Consider the following 19,002-nt stretch of genomic DNA (forward strand, 5'->3'; position numbering starts at 1 on the left):
TTATCGATCCGAGTCTCTTTACACCGCATTCTGGTGCTCCAGGCCGGGAAGCGCAATCATTGGTAGGGCGCTAAGCACGGCGCCGCAGACACTTACGAAGCGATCGGCGATGGGATCTCGAACACAAATGCGCAAAACTGTTTCATTCACGATCTGAAGCATAGCCGGATCCTAGGCTATTCGGACCCGGCCATCGCAAGCGCGGCGACAAGGGCCGCGATGCTGTTTTTCAAGCGAACGGAAGTCGGGGTCTCCACGCTCCCGATCGAATTTCAGTCGGACCCGTTGTCGATCTGTTCGAGGAGCCCGCGCGGGCTTCGAGTGCATCGAGGATTTCCTCTCGGTGATACGGTCTGCTTGATGGTGTCAGCACAGCGACGCTCTGGCGCGAGACACTCAGGTAACTACATCCTGAGGCGCGCGAACTGCATCGACGCGTGCTCCGCCTCGGGAAGGGAGGCGATGCTCAACAACGACTTACAGAACGCAGGCGCGAGCTTGCCGCGGTGGATCACGACGTTCTTGTGCCCCGTGCGGGCTTGAGCGCTCTGCCATTGCCGATTGTAGCCGCGCTGTTCATTGGACTTCACGTGGCAAGCGGCGAAGTCGGCGACGCCCAGCGTCGCCAACTGCAAGGCATGTACCGGCAGCTTGGTATGGATGTGCACCCACATCGGATTTGGCATCCTACCACTGCGCAGCGCCTTGGGCTGCAGCTCGACCTCGAACAGCGTCGTTGGCTCGATCTTCAATGCGTGGGGTGGATACACAGACGCAAGTTCTTCGGCCGCCCGCAACTGTTCAAGGTACTTCTGCGATGGAAACGCATAGGTCTTCATGCAATCGATCGTGATCGCCGCCTTTTGCGCGTTCACTGAGTTTGCCTGTCCCTGAACCTCGGACAACATCGCCTTAAGCCGGACTATTTTGTTGTGCACTTCGGTCATTTGCGCAGGCGTGAGTAGGCCACGTCGGCGGGGCTCCTCCAGCGCGGCTACACAGGTCTTAATCTCGATGGTCTGCGTCTGCAGGCGTTTAAGGACGAGATCCACGACGTGGTCGGCGTCCTCGGGCTTCATCTGGCGCGCTTGCGAGACGGCGCTTTGCTGAGCCGGCAGATCGAACTGCAGCAGCTCGTCCAATCGCTTGAGTAATCCCGTCAGTGCGTTCCTGGAGGGCGGAGCCTTCCACATGTCCAGGTGCCCGGTCGCCGATGACGACGCCCTCGCGCGCGCCTCCTCTGCACTCGCGAGTTTCTTCGTACCCAGATCCGAGAGTACGATAACCGTGGCAGCGTCGGGCCTGGCGAGCTGCGGCTCGCGCAGCCTGGCAGTTGAACTCGCCTCGCCTGCGGCCGGTGCGCGCTTGCCTTTCCCTTTCCTGCGCGCCGCGTGGTTCTCAGCCGCTAAGTTGGTCTTTTCCGATATCGCAGTCTGGGCAGGCGGCTCCACTTGCCTGTTTGGCTGCACTGCCAAAAGTCGCGTGACTTGGTGCGCGGTGACCCATGCACCTTCCACGATCTGGTCCAATTGTTCCAATGGAAGGTCGGCATCCGTTCTAGCATCCCTTAGGCTGGCAACGATGCGTTCCACCCCTGAGGCAAATTCCGAATGCCGTTCCATGGCTCCTTCCAGAACGGCGCAGTGCTCTGCGTCGAGTGGTTCTCCGTCCTCGTTAAGAACGGCTTTGCACGTCGAGTTGAATGCCGGAAAAGCATCCTGGATATAGGTCCCGAGCAGACGCACCCGCCCCTTCTCATCCATGAGGGCGTCCCTCACGACTGGTTCAAACGTGCTCGCCTGAGACTCAATCAGAAGCTTCGCGAGCTTAATCCGCGATTCCAGATGCAAGCACCCATCATAAAGTGCCGAGCCGGTATGCAGGCGTAGTGCGGCCTCGATGGGCTTCCGCATCTCGGCCGTCGTGCTTGGCAAGTTGGCAGCGGTCTCGCAGACGGACACCATCCGTTCCGAGCGTAACAGCTTCTTTCCCCACCACTCGATGACAGGCATATGGTCCTTCACCATACTGGAAGCCACTCGGCTCAGCTGGTCGGGGGTAGCGTTCGCGAAAATCCGCTGGAACAGGTCTGCCGAATTCTTTCTGCGGTCTTGCAAGGCGGAGATAATCGCCGAGCCCACCAATTTGGCTTTCCCCCCAGCATCGAGCACGACATAGCAGCATCGACGGACGTCAGCGTCGGACAGAATGCTTGGCGCCACGGCCGGGCGCAGCCTCGCGTAGTACTCCAGAACTGCCGAACCTGCTTCGACGAACCGATCGATCAGCTCTAGCGTCTCCTCCAGCTCGGCATCCTCGCCCGGCTGACGGCAAGCGGCAAGTTCCTCACGCAGGCGCTCCATGTGCCGCCTTGTTGCGTTGATTTCTTCCTCTGACGAAGAAATGGGGACTGCCACACCGGAAGTTGGCGGCTGGCTGGCGACCGGTGCCGTGTCTCCACCCTCCGACACTGAGGGAAAGCCGCGCCGCCGTGCAGTGACTGCACGTGGCGCAGCGGCTGCACGTGCCGCAGCGCCTAGGATTCGATCTGGGCCAACGGAGGGACCGGAAGACCTGTCGCCAAGGGCATCGTCGGCACCGCGCGCCGTGCTAGCGGACGGCGTCCCTCCATCTTGGGGCCCAGAGCGCATCCGCTCCACGACGGAATCGAACGATTGACTGCCTTCCCCAGGGGCTAGATTTGAGTGCGAGCGTGAACTGCTCGATCCGGCTCCAGCATCCCCAATGCGCGATCTGCCAGATCGGCCAATGCCCGTCATATTCCATCTCCGATCAAGTCGAGAATGCGTAGCCTGTCTGGATAGACAGGCTGGCTGACGAGTAGCTGACGAAGGGCGTTTTTCCGGTTGCACAGGAAACCCACATCGCCGTGGATCGTGGTCGAGTAGCGAGGCCATTTGGCTTTGCCCTCACACATCCGGGCAGACGGCTTGGCGAGTAGGCCGGCGGAGTCTCACCGCCGGGCTCTCATGGATCCCAGCGTGAGACTCTCCCGTCACTGGGCTCCCATCAGGCGAACGAGCCGCGTATGCCGGTCTTGCATTGTGCAAAAAACCGGGACGTTCGCGAGATAGCCGTTCGAGAACGCGGCCGGTCTTCGCCTTGCGACCCATAAAGCGTTTGGACCTCCGCATCATCCAAGCCTCGATTGTCTGATTGACGTATCGGAGGATTGCCCCAGAGGCGCCCGCCTGAATCGACCGTATTACACAATCCCCTCCCGCGGAGCGGATTGAGCTGCCGAGCGATGTCACCATTGACACATGGGTCCGTTTTCGGAGGTCCAAATCCCGGATTGCCACCCGCATAAACTTCACCGCCGAAGCGCTGAGCCGAGGCAGAAAACTGCAAAATGCCGACGCGTTTTGTGAGTTCTTTGCCCGTCGCGGTCGAAGCGTAGCCGAGGAAGTCGAACTTGACGTTCCAAACTGGGCATCTGTCACGCGCGAGGAGCCCTATTAGGCGCGAGCGCTTCCTTCAAGTTCACTACTGAACCGGTCCCTACAATAGCGAAATACCAGTCGGTTCCGCCAGCTTTCATCATTCCGAATCGCGTTGTCCCACAGCCAATCTTCGAACAGCGCGCTCCAGGTAATACGAGGGATCATCGTCAGACGAAATCCGTCTCGCAGCTCTCTTCACCATCGCTATCCTCGACTTTGGAAAGATACTTTGTAGGGCTGTCTACTCGGTGCCACTGGTCGTTCTCGTTCTCCGTCCACACTTTGGGATGCTGTTGAGGATCAAGCACCCAGTTTTTGCGACCCGCCATGAACAGAACCTATTTCCGCTATACGGGGTTCCATACCTCCTACGCCAGGACGTGATAAGACCAACGGATGATCGCCGTCCATTCGCAGTTCATGCTCCAGCAGGATATCGCCCGCGTACTCGTCGAGCGGATGAGTAACGCGTAGATCTACCACGGACGTGATAACGTTACGCCCGAACTGTTGGCGAAACTGGTCTCCCTCGATCCGGACCGAGCCTCCGGCTCACAGTTTCGTCACCCGACCTGATAGCTGAAAAATCGCGCCGGCTTATCCGGATCACCGTAAGTACTGGAATAGCCTTCACCGGCAGTTGCAGCCGGCTCGGCTTTCTCCGACAAAATCCGAATACTCCTGCGGGTTACTGGCGATGTGCATGATGTCACTGGACAAGACTGTCTCACTTTGCGCATGAACGATTCTCGGTCGACGATCTTGATAATGGGCGGATTGGAACGCAAGGAGTATGGCGACGCGCCCGCCGACGACGACCCACCTCGCTCCAGGCCGGCAACCGCTTCCGCAACGGATCCACCGATTCTGCCATACATCAGATCGCTCCCGCATTGGCAAAGTGCACGCGATTGAGCTCGTGCGCGGCAAGCTTTGCCAGGAGGATATACAGCTTAGCTGACCACAACGTGACCAAAGCAGCTGTCCGCGCTCCAATGCGCCGGCCAAGCACTCTGCGCAAGACTTATTGGCCGTCAAGCTCTCTAGGACCGGGGCGCTTCGGCTCAGACGGGACAACTTGCAGACGCGCGGTCATGCACCATGCGATTTCCTGAGCAAGTCGCCCACCGATTCCGAGATGCTGCACATTCTGATCAGACGTAGAATGTCGATCAGAACAACATTTTTCTCACGTCCGGATGGAGCAAAACCGACATTGCTGGGCGAGTGACCATGACTGGGTTTGCTAGTCCAGAAGAGTCGGTGCCCAATGTGAGCCTTGCAGGAAGACGCCGTCATGCAAAATCACCAAAATCATCGCTCACCCTACCAGAGCTGCCACCGACAGATTGCGTTCGGTCATCAGAGCATCAGGTGCGACTAGGAGACTGAGACACAGACCTCAGACGTCTTGTCACTATCCAGGATGTGAATGCAATCTATCCAAAGAATTGATTTCACACTTCATGTGCTGCCGGGTAGGGAAAGCGCCGTGCATCACGCAACGTCGTAGGTTTGCTGTCGGCAAAGCTGCGATGAGTACGTGATCATGGACACCGCGATCGGATTGTAGGCACGGTTTTGCCCGGTGCGGCCAAGTTCATGTCACCCCCGTTTTTGGATTGTCCGGCCGTTGAGCAGTTCTTTCCAAAGCGTCTCGGTGATTTTATAAAAGTCAAAAAAATAGGAAGGCGCGGCAGGACGGCCTCGTTATGGCGTTCTCCAGCTGAGCGTAGCCGCGCTTGGCCATCACTGTCGCTCCGGTGATCGGAGCACGAAGGAGGCTCACCTTTTTGGCCGAATGAGGAAGTTCGTTGCTCAAGCACGGAACGCCTGCCCGCGTGTGAGGCTTTGCAAATTGAGGGCCGCGATGCAAATCGCATATCATCGCTGCTCCCCCATCAAACCTGCGGCCGTGCGGCTGCGCTCGCCATCGGAAGCATCGATCGTGATGAGGAGATTTAGATCCAGACCATGGAACGGCATTGTCACTAATCCGCCTTGTGAATGCATCGAACCAAACCATCGATTTCACCAATCAATGTGTTCTCGGCAATCATCTCGACTTCACGATGTCGGCGACAACTGCCGCGATTGTTCCGGCGCCGAGCGGGTGCTGCCCGCCTATCGATGCATTGTATTGATTGCCGCCTACGCCCCGGTGGAAAGAGCACATTCGACGTCACCAAGATTCACGCGCGCCACGTGAGACAGTAAACAACGCCAGTCGAGCTCACAATGGAATCCCGATCCAATATGCGATTCGCCAGTACCGCAGCTCTTCGTCTATTCCGGATTCCAATGCTTACGCTGAGGCCGGACTGTTCAATTCCGCTCGGGGGTGGCGTGACGTGGTGGGTGTCTTGGCGTGACTTGATAGGAGGTCCTGGAATGCGAACGCTACTCGTTGATCATGAGAGGGACCCCGCGCGCGTTGTACAAGATGCGCTCTCCGATTGCGGTTTTGCCGTTGACGTAGCGTGCACCCTGGACGAGGCCGCCGCCGCTTTTTCTTGCGCCAGCTATGACATTCTCTTGCTCGAGTTGGTTCTACCGGATGGAGACGGCTTGGATTGGCTGAAGCAGTTGAGACGTGACGGACATTCAATGCCTGCCGTGATGATGAGTAACTTCAATGAGCTCGGTAGGCGGATAGCGCTATTTAATGGCGGTGCGGACGACTTCCTGCCCAAGCCCGTATCTACTGATGAACTCATCGCACGAATGCGCGCTACTCTGCGCCGGTCAACGCAAATGACGGCCCCCATTGTTACCTTTGGCAATCTACGGTTCGATTCGATCGGTCGGCAAGCGACGGTCAATGGTCGACCACTGAAGATTGCCCGCCGCGAGGTGTGCATTCTTGAACATCTGCTCAGCCGCGCCGGCCGCACTGTGGCTCGTGCGTCATTGGAGGATAGCCTCTATGCATTTGACGACGAAGTCTCAACCAATGCGCTTGAGGTCGGAATCTATCGTTTGCGCGGTCATTTGAGTCGGTCCGGTGCGACGCTACGGATCAAAACCGCGCGCGGGATCGGCTACGTCCTTGAATTGAAAGGCGCGGCATCGACCGCGTAGTTAATTGAACTTGAAAGAAACGACCATCTTGAGCATCATTCTTGACAAGCATGCTGGCGTCACTCGAGGATCGATCGCCGCCAACGGCCTTTCGTCCACATTTCTTCCTTGTCTTTGGCAGCTTTTGTGCGTGGTCATCCTGCTATTCCCGGCTGCGGCCGTAGCTCAGATCAAGCGGGATGATGGAAGTGGGCCGCAGCGTACGGCTGCCGACGGCATTAGCGCAACGCTGACCCTTTCCTCTTCGCTAGGTAAGACGATTCACCTGCCAGCGCCAGCCGCGAGCATCTTTGTCGCAGATCCTACGGTCGCGGACTATCAGGCACCTTCGAACAGGACCATCTTTGTTTTCGGCAAAAAATCCGGTCGGACCACCTTGTTCGCACTGAACGAGGCCGGGGAGGCTCTCGCTGAGCTGCGTGTTGTCGTCACCCAGCCGATCGAGGATCTGCGCGCCACGCTGAAAGCCCAGGTCGGCGACTATCCCATCCAGGTAAGCTACACCCCGCGCGGGGCCATCCTTAGCGGTACGGCGCCCAATGCGGAGATCGTCGATATAGCGATGAAAGTGACCGAGCAGTTTCTTGGGTCTGGTGCGCTCGTCGTGAACAAGATTCAGGTGGCGGGGTCATTGCAGGTGAATCTGAGCGTGCGGGTGGCGGAGGTCTCCCGGAGCGCCATGAAGGAGCTCGGCGTCAACCTCTCCGCTTCCGGTCAAGCTGGCCCTTTCACTGTCGGCTTGGTCAGTGGCAGTGGTGGTGGATACGGCGCGGCGCAGGGCGGCGGTACGGCGAAGATGGGGGTCAACACTGGCCATGTGAACGTCAGCGCTATGCTCGATGCACTGGCTCACGAGCGCCTCGCTTCCGTACTCGCTGAACCGAACCTCACCGCAATGTCAGGCGAATCCGCCAGCTTCCTCGCCGGCGGCGAATTTCCCATTCCGGTGTTGCAGGACAATCGGCAGGTCTCTGTCGAGTTCCGTCACTTCGGCGTCAGCCTGGAGTTTGTGCCGACCGTTCTCAGTAACAATCAGATCAATATCCGCGTGAAGCCTGAAGTCAGCGAACTATCGTCACAAGGTGCTGTCAACATCAACGGCATCTCCGTGCCGGCTCTCTCCACCCGGCGTGCAAACACGGTTGTCGAGCTCGCCAGCGGCCAGAGCTTTGCAATTGGTGGGCTTATCCGGCGCAACTTCAGCACTGAGATCACGACTTTCCCTTGGCTCGGCGACGTTCCGATTCTTGGTGCGCTATTTCGCTCATCGTCATTTCAACAGGATGAGACGGAACTCGTGATCATCGTCACGCCTTACGTCGTGCGGCCAAGATCGAACTCGAAGCAGATGAGTGCGCCCACCGACCGCATCGCTCCGCCCTCAGACCTCGCGCGCAGTCTGACGAACACATTGGCAACGCGCTCGCCTGTTCGCGGTACTCCCCCGATAAGCGTACCAGGCGCGACAAGGGGCACCGGCCACACCATCGAATGAGGATCGACCAATGAGATTACGATTCGTGCGCCCCTTCATCGGTCTGACGGCCAGTCTAGGTGGCTGCGCAAGCACCGCGCCGACTTACCTCGAGCCGACCGCGCAAGCGATCCTGGTTGAACAAGAGAAGAACGTCTTACTGTTACAGACCCTTGGAGGGCCCGAACGGCAGCGTCTGCGTTACTTCATAGCGAGTACCAGTCGCGGTCGGTACGACACGCTCCATCTTGATATCGTCGGCTCACGTCGGCTCGGGGCGCAGATAGCAGCTGAGGCCCGCGCAGTGGGCGTCGACGCTCACAACATCCGCCTGTACGGTCCATTCATCGATAGGCGTGATGGCTCTGCCGCCCGAATCGAGGCGATTACGTACGAGGCGCGCCCTCCCGTTTGTCCGTCGATTGCGATCGTCGGCCCTTCAGTGAACGACAATTCTTTCGATCCGACGCTTGGCTGCTCGATCCGCAACAACTTGGCCGGCATGGTCAACGATCCGCGCGACTTGATTGACAATCAGGCCGTTGTGCCGAGTGATGGCAATCGTGCGGCCATTCCCGTTGCCACATACAAAACCTTCGCGACCGGCAATAACAGCAACTTGGGTATGGCTAACAACAAGCTGCCGTCAGATCCCACGTCTGCCGGCACCCAGACCGTGCAGCCCTCTCGATAGCGAGAACATCAGTCATTCGATGCGACCTCATTCACAACACGAACTAGACTTGGCCGGCGGCAAAGAGTGCTTTTGCGACAGCCTCGAAGTACTGGACAGGAATGGAATTGCCAAGGCTAGTGTTGCGGATTAGCTCACGGACCAGGACGTGATCTTCGACGATACTGAGACGAAGGCGCCTCGCTTCATCAAAGAGCCGTGAAGCCGCCTCCCCGTCGCCGCGGCAAACCAGGACCGGGACGCCCGTTTCGCCACGGATGTAGCGTACCCCGACCAGCAGCTCGCGCCCAGTCAAGATCAATGTCGCGCGACTCACGCCGAGAGGAGACTCGCTCGCCTGCTCCCGCCGAAGGCGTCGGTGTTCGCGTTTCACCTCCGGATTGCCTTGCTGCTCCTTGTCCTCGCGCTTCATATCGCTCTTAGTCATGCGCATGCCGCGCAAGAACAACCAACGCTGGATGAGGAGATCGACCAATCCGCCGATAAGAAATGCACCACTTGCAATCCCGATCAACAGTTTCACTTGAATGAACACGAACTCGAAGCAGCCCGTGCCGCAAACCGGCAGATAGACCAGTGTCTTCCACGCGCCGACAACGACGAGGACAAAGATCGCGCCGAGGCAGAAGACCTTGAACAAAGTCTTGCCAAGCTCGATGAGGGAACGCAAAGAGGCGATGCGCTTCAGTCCGTTGATGGGATCAATGTTCTCGAATTTCGGCGTCATCGGCTCGGAGGAGAACACTAATCCACCATTGGCTAGGACCGTCGTCAGAATTGCGCAGGTGACCATACTCCCAAGAAGCGGGCCAACGATTCCCAGTGCAAGTTCGGGCAAGACGCCGAGCGCAAGATCGACCGCAATATTGAACGGCTTATCAAGCAGCTTGTCAGTCAGCATGAGCGCTTGACGACATTTGTCGTAGATGGAACTCGCTTCTAACCAGACATAACCGAGACCGGCGCAAGCGCTGAGGGCCCTGACTAGATCCGTGCTATGCGGAACCACGCCTTTCTTGCGCGAGTCGCTTAGCTTCTTTTCAGTGGGGGCGAGCGTTTTCTCTTCGCTCGTGTCGCTCACTTCAGTTTCCTCTCAAGCCTCTCCAGCTCTCGGCTCGACTGCATGATTTCGGCTTGCATGTATTCGATGAGGTAGAGCGTATAAGTCACCATGACGATCGCAAAACCTATATTCTTGATCGTCAACGATAGGTCCCGCGGGTTGAATTGCGGCGCAAAGCGCCCGAGCAGAAGCGCTGATATGTCGGCCAGCAAGAGGAAAGCTACCACAGGTCCAGAGACCAGGACGGCGGTACGTATGATGCTGTCGAGCACGCCCCACAACTCCAGCGTCCCTCGCATGCTCAGCGTGGGTCCAAGCTGATAAGCCGGCCAAACCAGATAGCTGCCGTAAAGCCCGCTGATCATGGTTTGCAGGCCCCCCGATACGACGAAGATCGTGGTCGCGGTGGTCCCGATAAGAAGTCCCGTCGCCGAAGCCTGACTGCGTGTCGCGGGATCGGCGGGAGTGACCACGCTGCTGATGCCCCGTTGCGCGTCGATGAACTCGCCGACGGCCTGAAGACTCCAGAGGGGAATACTGAGGAGGGCGCCGATCAGTAGGCCGACACACGTCTCCTTAAGACCGAGTAGCGCGATCTTGAGCAGACGAGTGTCCGGATCTAGCTCCTTCAGGCCATCGGCGATGTGCGCCAAGTATGGTAGTTCGAGCGCGACGGCAAGGCAACCGCGGATCAGGCCGCCGATCTGCGGACGCGTAAATACCGGAAGCACCAGCATGATGCCCACGGGGCGGGCCGCACCAAGGCCGGCAGCAACGACGAGTTCGATGGTCGCCTGGATCAGACTTTGCGTGTCGGCGGTTGACAGATCATACATGACGGCTGCTGCTAGTAGCCCGTCGTGAGCGCGGGAAAATCAGTAAAGATCTGCTTGGCTTGTTCGATGAGCGGGGCGCTCAGCACCGGAGCAAACAAACCTATAATCCCAACAATGACCAAAAGCTTCACAGTCAGTGGCAATGTCTGATCCTGGATCTGCGTTGCCGCCTGGATGATGCCGATGATGGTTTCGGCGACCGCCGCTGCAATGAGCGGAGGCAGAACCCAGGTCATGAAAAGCACCAGTGATCGGCTCATAAAAGGGAGAATAGTGGCCTCATCCATGCTCACCCTCCAGGTGTTGAATAGCTCAGCACCAGCCCGTGCATAAGCCGCGACCAGCCGTCAATCGCCACGAACAGAAACAGCTTGAAAGGAACTGAGATCACTGTCGGAGACACCATTGACATGCCCATGGCCATCAGAATGGTCGTTACGATCAGATCGATAGTGATAAACGGAAGGTATAGTAAAAACCCGATTTCGAAGGCACGCTTGAGTTCTGAGATTAGAAAAGATGGGACGAGAATGACAAAATCATCGGCTGTCGCTCTGCCGCGCATCTCTTCCGGCCAGACACGCTCGGTCGAGGACAGGAAGAAGCCTCGCTGTTCTTCATTGGTGAAGTTCTTGAGATAGCCTCGCAGCGGCTCCTGCCCCACTTTCGCGGCGGCTACCCAATCCTCGAGCGTTTGATAGCGGAGCTGCAGATCGGCGACTCGATTGTAGCTCTGCTCAAAGACGGGGGCGCTCGTGAAGGCGGTGAGCATCAATGCTGCGCCGTATAGAACGATGTTCGGTGGAATCGATTGGGTCCCAAGCGCATTGCGAACGAGGAAGAGAACGACAGATACCTTTACGAACGCCGTGGTCGTGACGACAGCGAAGACCAACAAGCCGAGCGCGGCCGTTACCGCAAGAAGCGGCAGTATTGCTGGTTCAATGTTAGTCATTGCCCGCTAACCCGCCACGCAGTCTAACGCCGAGCTCGTCCCCAATACGTACTATGTCGCCACTCCCGATACGTACGCCGTTTGCAAGGATATCGACCGGGCCGTCGACCGGCCGGCCAAGTTCGAATACATATCCTTTGCTGATGCTTCTCAGGGCTCCCAGCGTGATGGGCCATCGGCCGCATTCAAAGACAAGCGAAATCTCAATATCGTCGAGATCGGCTTCCGAAGGCGACTGCTGTAAACCGGGCAGTGTCGTCATATGCGCATACTCCAGAGGGCGCGGCCGCAAGCGAAACGGTCCGTGCAGAATCAGGCGGGTGCCAGTGACATCTGCCGCGGCCCATAACGGGCCGGCAGTGAGGATGATCTGACCGCGGGCGAATGGCATTACATCCGGCAGCAAAGCGTCGCCCTCACGTGTTTTGCGAAGAAGCGAGGCTGACGCCCGGAGGGAGCCGATCTCTCCTGCAATTGTAACGGGTAGCTGTGCGGGGACCTCACACAACTGTCGCGGCAATTGGCCGAGCAGCTCGCCTAAGGCGCGGAACGCCGGCGGTATCGGTCCGTCAAGAGGCGAGAAAAGAAATAGGCGACCTTTGCCCCTGACCGGACCGTAGATGATGTCGAGTTCGATATAAGGCCCGTTCTTCTCGGCCTTTCCAACATGAAGGAGTCGCAGTTGCTGCTCTGTCTCAGTCTCCAGGTGCGCGAGCAACGATTCAATTGCAAGTTCGAGAACCAGCGAACGACTTGGCTCGGAAAGTAAAGCTAGGCCACTCTGTACTGTCGAGATCAAGACCTCCGCAAGCGCATGCGGTATCGACAACACGAGCGCATCATCACCGAGGCGCCAAACGCAATCGAGCATCGACAGAGCCGGAGGTTCCTCCTGCCACACAAGTCGTTCCAGTCGCACCGATAGCGGCTTGTCGCAAAGATTACTCCGCAAAGAGGCGGAGGGCCGCACGTTTCTGTTGAGCCATGAGACGAGACTCTGGGTTAGACGCTGGCTCGGCTCGTACTTCGCGTATGCGTTCGCGCGAGTTGCAGGAGGCGACTGTACAGGGCAGCGCATTTGGTTCCCAACTGGACTAGCGGTCATCAAATTGAACCGCCCGCCACCAGCGTGGGCAAACCCCTCCCATGGCGAAGCAAGACTTCATCATCAGCCTCTAGCTCGGCTGTTACTTCCGAATGGGTATCGGCCGCACGCCGGACGTCGGTCTCGATTTGTCGCCATTTATGAGTCGCTGCGGAACGCTTCGCCCAGTGCGCACGCCTCTCGGATGCCGCTGTCTCGGCCTGCTTCTGAGTGATACGCGCCTCCTCAAGTGTGCGGCGTTTCGAGCTGATCTCAATCGCTAGCCTCTCAAGAGTGAGCTGGCAATGATCGAGTTCAACGACGGACAAGGTACCGACCGACATCAACTGCTGGTAAACCTCCGCCTGGGCCTCTGTATGATGCTTTTCAGCAATTCCAAGTTCCTGCCATGCGTGCTCCGCGGCCGAGGTCGCGATATGACGCTTGGCTTCCATATTGGACAACTCACTACGAGCACTACGCTCGCGCATATCCTTCACTTGCCGCAAGCTCGAAACGTGTATGCAACTCATGCGGTCAGACGGCACATCCATGTGACGGTTTCCTCAAAAGTGGACGCATCGTTTTCACCCTGGCGTAAAAACTCGCGCAGATCATCGATCGAAGCGACAGCTCGGTCCGTCAGCGGATCGCTGCCTTGCTTGTATTCGCCAACCTTGATCAAAAATTCGGCCTCTGCATGACGGGAGATAAGATCACGGAAGAGGGATGCTGCCTTGCGATGCGGTGCAGATACGACGGCATCCATGACGCGACTGCGGCTCGACAGTACGTCGATGGCGGGGAAATGCGCCCGCGCCGCGAGAGAGCGTGAAAGAACGATATGACCATCGAGAATGCCACGCGTTTCCTCGGCGATTGGATCGCCCGTGCCGTCACCTTCCACAAGCACGGTATAGAAGGCGGTGATTGAGCCACGCTCACTCATACCAGCGCGCTCCAGCAAACCTGGCAACATTGCAAAGACAGAGGGAGGAAAGCCCCGGCGAGTCGGTGGCTCACCGGCAGCAAGCCCGATCTCCCGCATAGCGCGGCTAAATCGCGTCAATGAATCCATCATCAGAACGACGCGCAGGCCTTGATCGCGAAAATATTCGGCGAGCGCGGTTGCCGTATAAGCACATTGCGCCCGCTCCGTCGCTGAGCGATCGGAGGTCTCAACGACGACGACCGTGCGGCGGAGGGCAGTCTCCCCAAGATGCCGCTCGATGAATTCACGCACTTCGCGTCCACGCTCGCCTATCAGCGCAACCACGGTCACGTCAGCGACCGCGCCTTTTACGATCTGCGACAGTAACGTCGACTTGCCGCCACCAGGCTCTCCATAAATGCCGATGCGTTGGCCCTCGCCGCATGTCAGAAGACCATCCAAGACGCGAACACCGAGTGGCAGAGGGCGAGCGATGATGCACCTCGTCATTGGATTTGGCGCTTTGCCGCGCAGCGGGCGCGTCTCCATGGCTTTGACTGCGCCCTTGCCATCGAGTGGACGGCCGAAACTGTCGATCACCCGGCCAAGCAAATTGGGGCCGACCGGCACTTCGTGCATTCGGCCAGTGGCAACGACTTCTGCGCGGCCGGACATCCCTTGCAGGTCACCGATCGGCGTCAGCAACACCCCGTCCTGCAACAGACCGATCACCTCGGCCTCAAGCGACCATCCGGTGCGCGGATCCTTGAGCACACAAACTTCTCCAATACGAGCATCCGGCAAGACTGCATGGATCAACGTGCCGATCGCACGCGTGATCCGCCCGCGTACGGCACGCGTGTCCACATGGCTTGCCGTAGTTCGCAGACGCGCCAGCGCCGCGTGCAGAGTCCCATCTCCATCAGGACAGCTATGGTCTGGTCTCGGCGCCGTCACTATTCGTCTGCCTCATGATCTAACCCAAGCCCCAAACGCAATGCGCGGAGCTGCGCGTCAAGTCCGAGATGGATATTGCCAAATTCGCTCCACAGCACGCATTCGTTCGCTGACAGCGCCGGGTCCGGAATAATTCGGACTTCCGGCCGGTCCTCCCGTCCGTCGCAGGCAGCAAATTCGCGCGTAAGCGCATCAGCATCCATGGGGGACGCATGAAGGGACAGTTTCGGCCCGCCATATCTGTGCGAAATCGTGTGACGAACCGTCCTCACCAACATCTCGCCGGGATCGAAATCGCCCAGTAGATCAGTTACGATGTCCATCACGAGCGCTGACAGTTCCTGCTCCAGAACGGCCTTTCGTCGTGCCACTTCCGAGGCAGCCTGCGCGACCAGCTGTGCCATTTCCTCGGCGCCGGCCCTCACCCCCTCAGCATGGCCGCGCGCACGCTCCTTCTGATAAGCTCTGCGCGCCCAGCCGCGAACGCGCTTCAGATTGCGCTCGGCCACGGCACGCGCCTCGAGGGCGCTGTGCCAAATCTCGAGATCCCTCGCCGCTATGAGTGGCCCAAGGGGGCGGATCTGCGGAGCGACGGGCGGCGCAGTTTCGTCGTCTGTCATCCCGCTGGGGCCTCCCTCGCCAAATGGGCCAACACCGGCGAAAACAATTGGCCCGCGGCATCGCGGTGTTCAGTCGCCGGATTGTCGGCGGCCGTTCCGACAGCTAGGCGTAGAAGCACGCGGCGGCAATCAAGCGTTGACGCTTCATCGAGCCAAGCGCCGAGGCAGGCATGTCCATCGTCTTCAATCCCTAGCGCGAGTTGTTGAGGATCAGCAATTAATCTGGTCGAAACCGCATGCGCTGCATGTCGGATCCCGAAAGCCAGCACCTCGGTGCCGACGTGCTCGACCAGAACGGCGACATCATGCTTTGAAACCAGCCTTGTCAGCGAACGGGCATGCCAAATGCCGCCGGCGAGGAGGGCAGCCCTGCTCGGATCATGCCCGAGGAGAAGGTCTGGCCCGAAGTCACCTCCGTTCAAGCCCAGTTCATCTTCAAGCAGCAACGCTTGCAGTCTTATCTGCAGCCTAGGACTCTTCTGCAGTCGCACCAACGTCGCAGACGAGAGGTTCGCGTCAAGTCGCGCGGCAAGGCGGGTCGGATGAATCGTGGCAGCAAGCTTACGAATACCTACAGAGGCTAGTTTAAGCGGATCATGCCGCTCGGCAGACGGATTCGGTCTCGTCATGTCGGATACCACACTACGCCGCATTAGGCTTAATCGCTTTGCGAATCATCTCCATAGCAGAGACAGCCGAGCGCCCACCGACAGCGCTAACTTTCTGAGATGATTGCCTGCGCTGACGCCCACGAGCGCTCAGCAAGACGCAGGACAGCACGCCGAATACAGACCCGCCGAGACCCATGGCAACCGCAACCAATGGCGTCGAAATGACTCCAGATGCTTGGGCGAGACCAGCCGCAGCCGCCGGTCGCGGCTCTAGTGCGGGCCGCTCGACTGAGACGAAAACAACAGCCACCTTGTCATAGGTTAAGCCCTCGATGCTGTTGGCGACGAGCATTTTAATCTGCGGCAGCAAGATTGAGAGATTTGCCCTCGAGTCATGTCGGATGAAAACCGACGCCGAAGATGGCGTGGTGTCACGTCGCAACAGGTCGTTCTTTGGCAGAACAACGTGGACGCGCGCCGAGAGGACACCATCGATATCACTGATCGTGCGAGATAATTCCTCGCTCAGCGCATAGACGTAACGGGCGCGCTCCTCGATTGGCGAAGCAATCAGACCCGCCGCGCTGAACACTTCGCCTAGACTCTTGAAAGCGTGGCGCGGCAACCCTTCGCCATTCAGCAGGTCGATTGCGGAAGCAATCTGAGTCTGCTCGACCTGGATCGTGATAGTCCCGTCCTTAGCAGCAACGCGGAGCGCATCGACCCCGTTCTTGAGGAGGACCGCAAGCATCTCATTGGCCTCACGCTCCTGAACTTTCGTGTAGAGATCGGCTTTGCAACCAACCAGGGCAAGCAGGAGCGGCAGCAGAGCCACAAGTTGAAGCCGCTTGCGGAATGGGCGCGCCTGATCGCTTTCGCGATCGATTAAACCAATCATTTGCCCCACTCAGCCCGCCGATATCAGCTTATTCAGAGATGAACCGAGGCTACCGATACCATTTGAAATGAGTGTTACCTGGATGACGCTGTCAGAAACATCCTTCAGATTCGCCAACATCGCCTCGAAGTCACCTGCGCCACTGGGGGCGCCCGGCACACCTGCTTCCGCTTTGCCGGGTTGCAGCAAAAGGGGCTCCGACGTCGACCCGGTCTCCGCACCTTTTGGAACTGCATTGACCGGATACATCGCAGAAAGATTCTGGAGGATGCGATCGCCCAGCGGGCTCGCCTGTGTTGTTGCACGCGATACCTCGGATGTCGACGGAACCGCCGCCGCTCCCGTTACTGGAGGCGCAAGGTCTTGAACCGAAGCCGCTTGCAAGAGACTCTGCTGAAACTGGACCTGCTCGTCGACCGCTGTTGCCGAACAGGCCTTGGACAGGCCTTCTAGATTGTGAGAGATCGGCGCAGCGCCTAACATCATCATGGAAAGACTCGCTCTCATCGAGATGTGATACGACCAGCCGTTCAAGCCGATTAGCGGCTCAATGTCCTAGACAGGCCAGCTGACGACAAGCTGACGAGTTCGCCCGCACATCGCCATCTAAAGATCACGTTTCGCGTTCACGTACCGAACGTACTCCTGTTAGTTTAAGTCAAAGAGAACCATGAATGCTCATCCGATCCATAATCCCGCACGTTTTGAACGGAGTTCTGTGTGTCGCCGTTTTCGTTTCCGGCGGAACACAGATCGCGCGCAGCGCTCCCCTGTCGCTGCCCTCGACCCCTTATCGATATACGGTTCTGGATCAGGAGCTTTCTGCCGCGCTGCAGGAATTCGGCAACAACCTCAATATTAAAGTCACCATCAGCGCCGAGGTGAAGGGTCGGATTCGCGGGCACATGCCGGACCTGCCACCGCGCGAGTTCCTTGATCATCTGACTCAAGTCTACAATCTTCAATGGTATTACGATGGGCTCGTGCTTTACGTCTCTACCGCAAAGGAAGCGCAAACTCGTCTGCTTCTGCTAACTTCAATCAGCTGCGACGCGCTCAAGGCAACCCTCGATGCGCTCGCCATTTCCGACGAACGCTACATCATGAGATCGGCTCCGGGAAATGGCCTAGTCCTTGCGTCCGGTCCACCACGCTTCATCGCACTCGTGGATCAGACGCTCAATGGTCTCGTGGCGGAGGCGCAGGCGCGACCTCGCTCCATCGAGATGCCGTCTCGGGAATCTGTGCTGATGTTATATCGCGGCGCCTCCGCGACGATCGTTCGGGATGGGCGAACTGAAGCCCCGTACTCTTCAGACCTGCCGCGTCAGGAGGGTACCTTGCCTGCGCAAGGGCCGGGCCCAAGATGATACCGCTCAATCAGCCGTTACGCGGGGTGTGCAAGGAGGCTGGACCGATCGTCTGATCAGACGCCGCACAAGCAGGGCGAGACGAACGTGTCGTAAATCGGCTCCAGAACACGAGAATTGTCGCTGCGCGACCTTGTCCACCAGTATCGGGATATCCGGTGGTAGTGTGCGGGAGGTTCTGCAAAAGCTAGCGGCTGAAGCGGTCATAGTAAATCCGGTGCTTGCGAAGATCACCGCCCCTAGCGGAGCAAGGCCACCAAGACCGTGACGAAGATTAGGACGGATGGCTCTACCGTCAAACAGCTTATTGCGTCGGAAAGGGATCCTGAAACCGCTAATCCGGGGTGCGGTGCAGGAAGCTCTCGAAGCCACGATGGCGGAGGCGCTGGGCGAGGCGCGGCTGGGCTATCGCTCCGGCTACTATACCCGCTCGCTGATCACCCCGGGTGAAGGTGCCGCAGGACCGTCAGGGGCGGTTCTCGACCAAGCTGTTCAACGCTATCAGCGCTCGGAGAAGGCACTGGTAGCGGCGCTGGCGTTCGGACAGCAGTCTTGAATGGCCCCGGTTTTGCGACTGCACCGCATTTTGCGGCTTGGACGGGTTAACACCGAGGGCACAGTCGAGCGGCGGGAAAGAAAGGCTCGGGGCAGTATCAAAGCCTGAAAATCGGCAACTACGGACGCACTTGATCGTTGGTGCGACCTCAATCATCAAGCTTGGCAAGCGAGGCTCGAAAGCCCCGCTCTGGATTCGGACCATGCTGCAAAGACGGGCCGTCAAGCTCATAGCGGTGGAGTTCGCCAACAGCTTGCGCGCACCATATGGGCCTTGCTGGTCAGAGGCGGCATCTATCATGCGTCGCGTGCAATGCTGAAACCTAATCTTAAGAAGTCTCCGGCGGAAGAAGAAAGCTGCCGAGGAGGCAAGGTGCAAATCTGGATGAACCCCGAATGACGACATTCC

General features: G+C 58.4%; 18 protein-coding genes. 6 read left to right on the plus strand and 12 right to left on the minus strand.

All coding sequences use genetic code 11. From position 1 onward, the window contains the following. Positions 1–404: 404 nt before the first annotated feature. On the minus strand, positions 405–2,363 hold the full coding sequence (locus IVB54_RS31170; protein ID WP_345956924.1) for a hypothetical protein: 1,959 nt from the start codon (positions 2,361–2,363) through the stop codon (positions 405–407). A gap of 3,492 nt (positions 2,364–5,855) precedes the next feature. Between IVB54_RS31170 and IVB54_RS31175 the strand changes: the two genes are divergently transcribed. The 3 genes from IVB54_RS31175 (at position 5,856) to IVB54_RS31185 (ending at position 8,713) form a co-directional block, all read left to right on the plus strand. Next, positions 5,856–6,545, plus strand: a complete 690-nt coding sequence (locus IVB54_RS31175; protein WP_018458359.1) for a response regulator transcription factor — start codon at positions 5,856–5,858, stop codon at positions 6,543–6,545. Between the two features lie 73 nt (positions 6,546–6,618). Beyond that, entirely contained in the window at positions 6,619–8,040 is a 1,422-nt protein-coding gene (locus tag IVB54_RS31180; protein WP_247335472.1) for a type II and III secretion system protein family protein, read from the plus strand. Positions 8,041–8,050: 10 nt separating this feature from the next. Beyond that, positions 8,051–8,713, plus strand: a complete 663-nt coding sequence (locus IVB54_RS31185; protein WP_018458361.1) for a CpaD family pilus assembly lipoprotein — start codon at positions 8,051–8,053, stop codon at positions 8,711–8,713. Between the two features lie 43 nt (positions 8,714–8,756). On the opposite strand, the gene IVB54_RS31190 is transcribed toward IVB54_RS31185, so the two are convergent. Genes IVB54_RS31190 through IVB54_RS31240 form a run of 11 tightly spaced genes read right to left on the minus strand, consistent with a single transcriptional unit; the run spans position 8,757 to position 17,157 of the window. Then, positions 8,757–9,794, minus strand: a complete 1,038-nt coding sequence (locus IVB54_RS31190) for an EscU/YscU/HrcU family type III secretion system export apparatus switch protein (protein WP_247363754.1) — start codon at positions 9,792–9,794, stop codon at positions 8,757–8,759. Beyond that, on the minus strand, positions 9,791–10,612 hold the full coding sequence (gene sctT / locus IVB54_RS31195) for a type III secretion system export apparatus subunit SctT (RefSeq protein ID WP_247363756.1): 822 nt from the start codon (positions 10,610–10,612) through the stop codon (positions 9,791–9,793). The genes IVB54_RS31190 and sctT overlap by 4 nt, the downstream gene beginning before the upstream one ends. Positions 10,613–10,623: 11 nt before the next feature. Beyond that, positions 10,624–10,899, minus strand: coding sequence for an EscS/YscS/HrcS family type III secretion system export apparatus protein (locus IVB54_RS31200; RefSeq protein WP_018458364.1), 276 nt, complete (start codon positions 10,897–10,899; stop codon positions 10,624–10,626). Between the two features lie 2 nt (positions 10,900–10,901). Then, positions 10,902–11,567: a type III secretion system export apparatus subunit SctR gene (gene sctR / locus IVB54_RS31205; RefSeq protein ID WP_018458365.1), complete on the minus strand. Its 666-nt coding sequence runs from the start codon at positions 11,565–11,567 to the stop codon at positions 10,902–10,904. Next, positions 11,560–12,645, minus strand: coding sequence for a type III secretion system cytoplasmic ring protein SctQ (gene sctQ, locus IVB54_RS31210; protein WP_051113044.1), 1,086 nt, complete (start codon positions 12,643–12,645; stop codon positions 11,560–11,562). The genes sctR and sctQ overlap by 8 nt, the downstream gene beginning before the upstream one ends. A 26-nt stretch (positions 12,646–12,671) precedes the next feature. Beyond that, positions 12,672–13,205 (minus strand): hypothetical protein, encoded by a 534-nt coding sequence (locus IVB54_RS31215; protein ID WP_247282067.1) that lies wholly within the window; start codon positions 13,203–13,205, stop codon positions 12,672–12,674. Continuing rightward, positions 13,181–14,491 carry a type III secretion system ATPase SctN gene (sctN, locus tag IVB54_RS31220; RefSeq protein ID WP_083926521.1) on the minus strand — a complete coding sequence of 437 codons (1,311 nt, stop codon included), beginning with the start codon at positions 14,489–14,491 and terminating at the stop codon, positions 13,181–13,183. Before sctN ends, IVB54_RS31215 begins: the two co-directional genes overlap by 25 nt. Before the next feature lie 47 nt (positions 14,492–14,538). Next, positions 14,539–15,159 (minus strand): type III secretion system stator protein SctL, encoded by a 621-nt coding sequence (gene sctL, locus IVB54_RS31225; RefSeq protein WP_018458369.1) that lies wholly within the window; start codon positions 15,157–15,159, stop codon positions 14,539–14,541. Continuing rightward, positions 15,156–15,788: a nodulation protein NolU gene (locus IVB54_RS31230; protein ID WP_157643061.1), complete on the minus strand. Its 633-nt coding sequence runs from the start codon at positions 15,786–15,788 to the stop codon at positions 15,156–15,158. Before IVB54_RS31230 ends, sctL begins: the two co-directional genes overlap by 4 nt. Positions 15,789–15,801: 13 nt before the next feature. Beyond that, complete coding sequence (gene sctJ / locus IVB54_RS31235) at positions 15,802–16,668, minus strand: type III secretion inner membrane ring lipoprotein SctJ (RefSeq protein WP_018458371.1); 867 nt, start codon at positions 16,666–16,668, stop codon at positions 15,802–15,804. Between the two features lie 9 nt (positions 16,669–16,677). Further along, positions 16,678–17,157, minus strand: coding sequence for a nodulation protein NolB (locus IVB54_RS31240; protein WP_247282066.1), 480 nt, complete (start codon positions 17,155–17,157; stop codon positions 16,678–16,680). Positions 17,158–17,342: 185 nt separating this feature from the next. Between IVB54_RS31240 and IVB54_RS31245 the strand changes: the two genes are divergently transcribed. The 3 genes from IVB54_RS31245 to IVB54_RS31255 all read left to right on the plus strand — a co-directional run bounded on the left by IVB54_RS31245 (position 17,343) and on the right by IVB54_RS31255 (position 18,913). After that, positions 17,343–18,038: a nodulation protein NolW gene (locus tag IVB54_RS31245; RefSeq protein WP_247282065.1), complete on the plus strand. Its 696-nt coding sequence runs from the start codon at positions 17,343–17,345 to the stop codon at positions 18,036–18,038. Positions 18,039–18,321: 283 nt separating this feature from the next. After that, positions 18,322–18,594, plus strand: coding sequence for a transposase (locus tag IVB54_RS31250; protein ID WP_247368945.1), 273 nt, complete (start codon positions 18,322–18,324; stop codon positions 18,592–18,594). Positions 18,595–18,631: 37 nt separating this feature from the next. Further along, positions 18,632–18,913 carry a transposase gene (locus IVB54_RS31255; protein ID WP_247359464.1) on the plus strand — a complete coding sequence of 94 codons (282 nt, stop codon included), beginning with the start codon at positions 18,632–18,634 and terminating at the stop codon, positions 18,911–18,913. The last annotated feature ends 89 nt before the right edge of the window (positions 18,914–19,002 follow it).

The sequence above is a fragment of the Bradyrhizobium sp. CW1 genome, from assembly GCF_023100665.1.
Classification (GTDB): Bacteria; Pseudomonadota; Alphaproteobacteria; order Rhizobiales; family Xanthobacteraceae; genus Bradyrhizobium; species Bradyrhizobium canariense_D.

Coding starts and splice junctions, on each gene's coding strand:
- IVB54_RS31170 (WP_345956924.1), bottom strand. CDS start 2,363: ATGGAGCGCCTGCGTGAGGAACTTGCCGCTTGCCGTCAGCCGGGCGAG.
- IVB54_RS31175 (WP_018458359.1), top strand. CDS start 5,856: ATGCGAACGCTACTCGTTGATCATGAGAGGGACCCCGCGCGCGTTGTA.
- IVB54_RS31185 (WP_018458361.1), top strand. CDS start 8,051: ATGAGATTACGATTCGTGCGCCCCTTCATCGGTCTGACGGCCAGTCTA.
- sctT (WP_247363756.1), bottom strand. CDS start 10,612: ATGTATGATCTGTCAACCGCCGACACGCAAAGTCTGATCCAGGCGACC.
- IVB54_RS31200 (WP_018458364.1), bottom strand. CDS start 10,899: ATGGATGAGGCCACTATTCTCCCTTTTATGAGCCGATCACTGGTGCTT.
- sctR (WP_018458365.1), bottom strand. CDS start 11,567: ATGACTAACATTGAACCAGCAATACTGCCGCTTCTTGCGGTAACGGCC.
- sctQ (WP_051113044.1), bottom strand. CDS start 12,645: ATGCGCTGCCCTGTACAGTCGCCTCCTGCAACTCGCGCGAACGCATAC.
- IVB54_RS31215 (WP_247282067.1), bottom strand. CDS start 13,205: ATGGATGTGCCGTCTGACCGCATGAGTTGCATACACGTTTCGAGCTTG.
- sctL (WP_018458369.1), bottom strand. CDS start 15,159: ATGACAGACGACGAAACTGCGCCGCCCGTCGCTCCGCAGATCCGCCCC.
- IVB54_RS31230 (WP_157643061.1), bottom strand. CDS start 15,788: ATGACGAGACCGAATCCGTCTGCCGAGCGGCATGATCCGCTTAAACTA.
- sctJ (WP_018458371.1), bottom strand. CDS start 16,668: ATGATTGGTTTAATCGATCGCGAAAGCGATCAGGCGCGCCCATTCCGC.
- IVB54_RS31240 (WP_247282066.1), bottom strand. CDS start 17,157: ATGATGATGTTAGGCGCTGCGCCGATCTCTCACAATCTAGAAGGCCTG.
- IVB54_RS31245 (WP_247282065.1), top strand. CDS start 17,343: ATGCTCATCCGATCCATAATCCCGCACGTTTTGAACGGAGTTCTGTGT.
- IVB54_RS31250 (WP_247368945.1), top strand. CDS start 18,322: ATGGCTCTACCGTCAAACAGCTTATTGCGTCGGAAAGGGATCCTGAAA.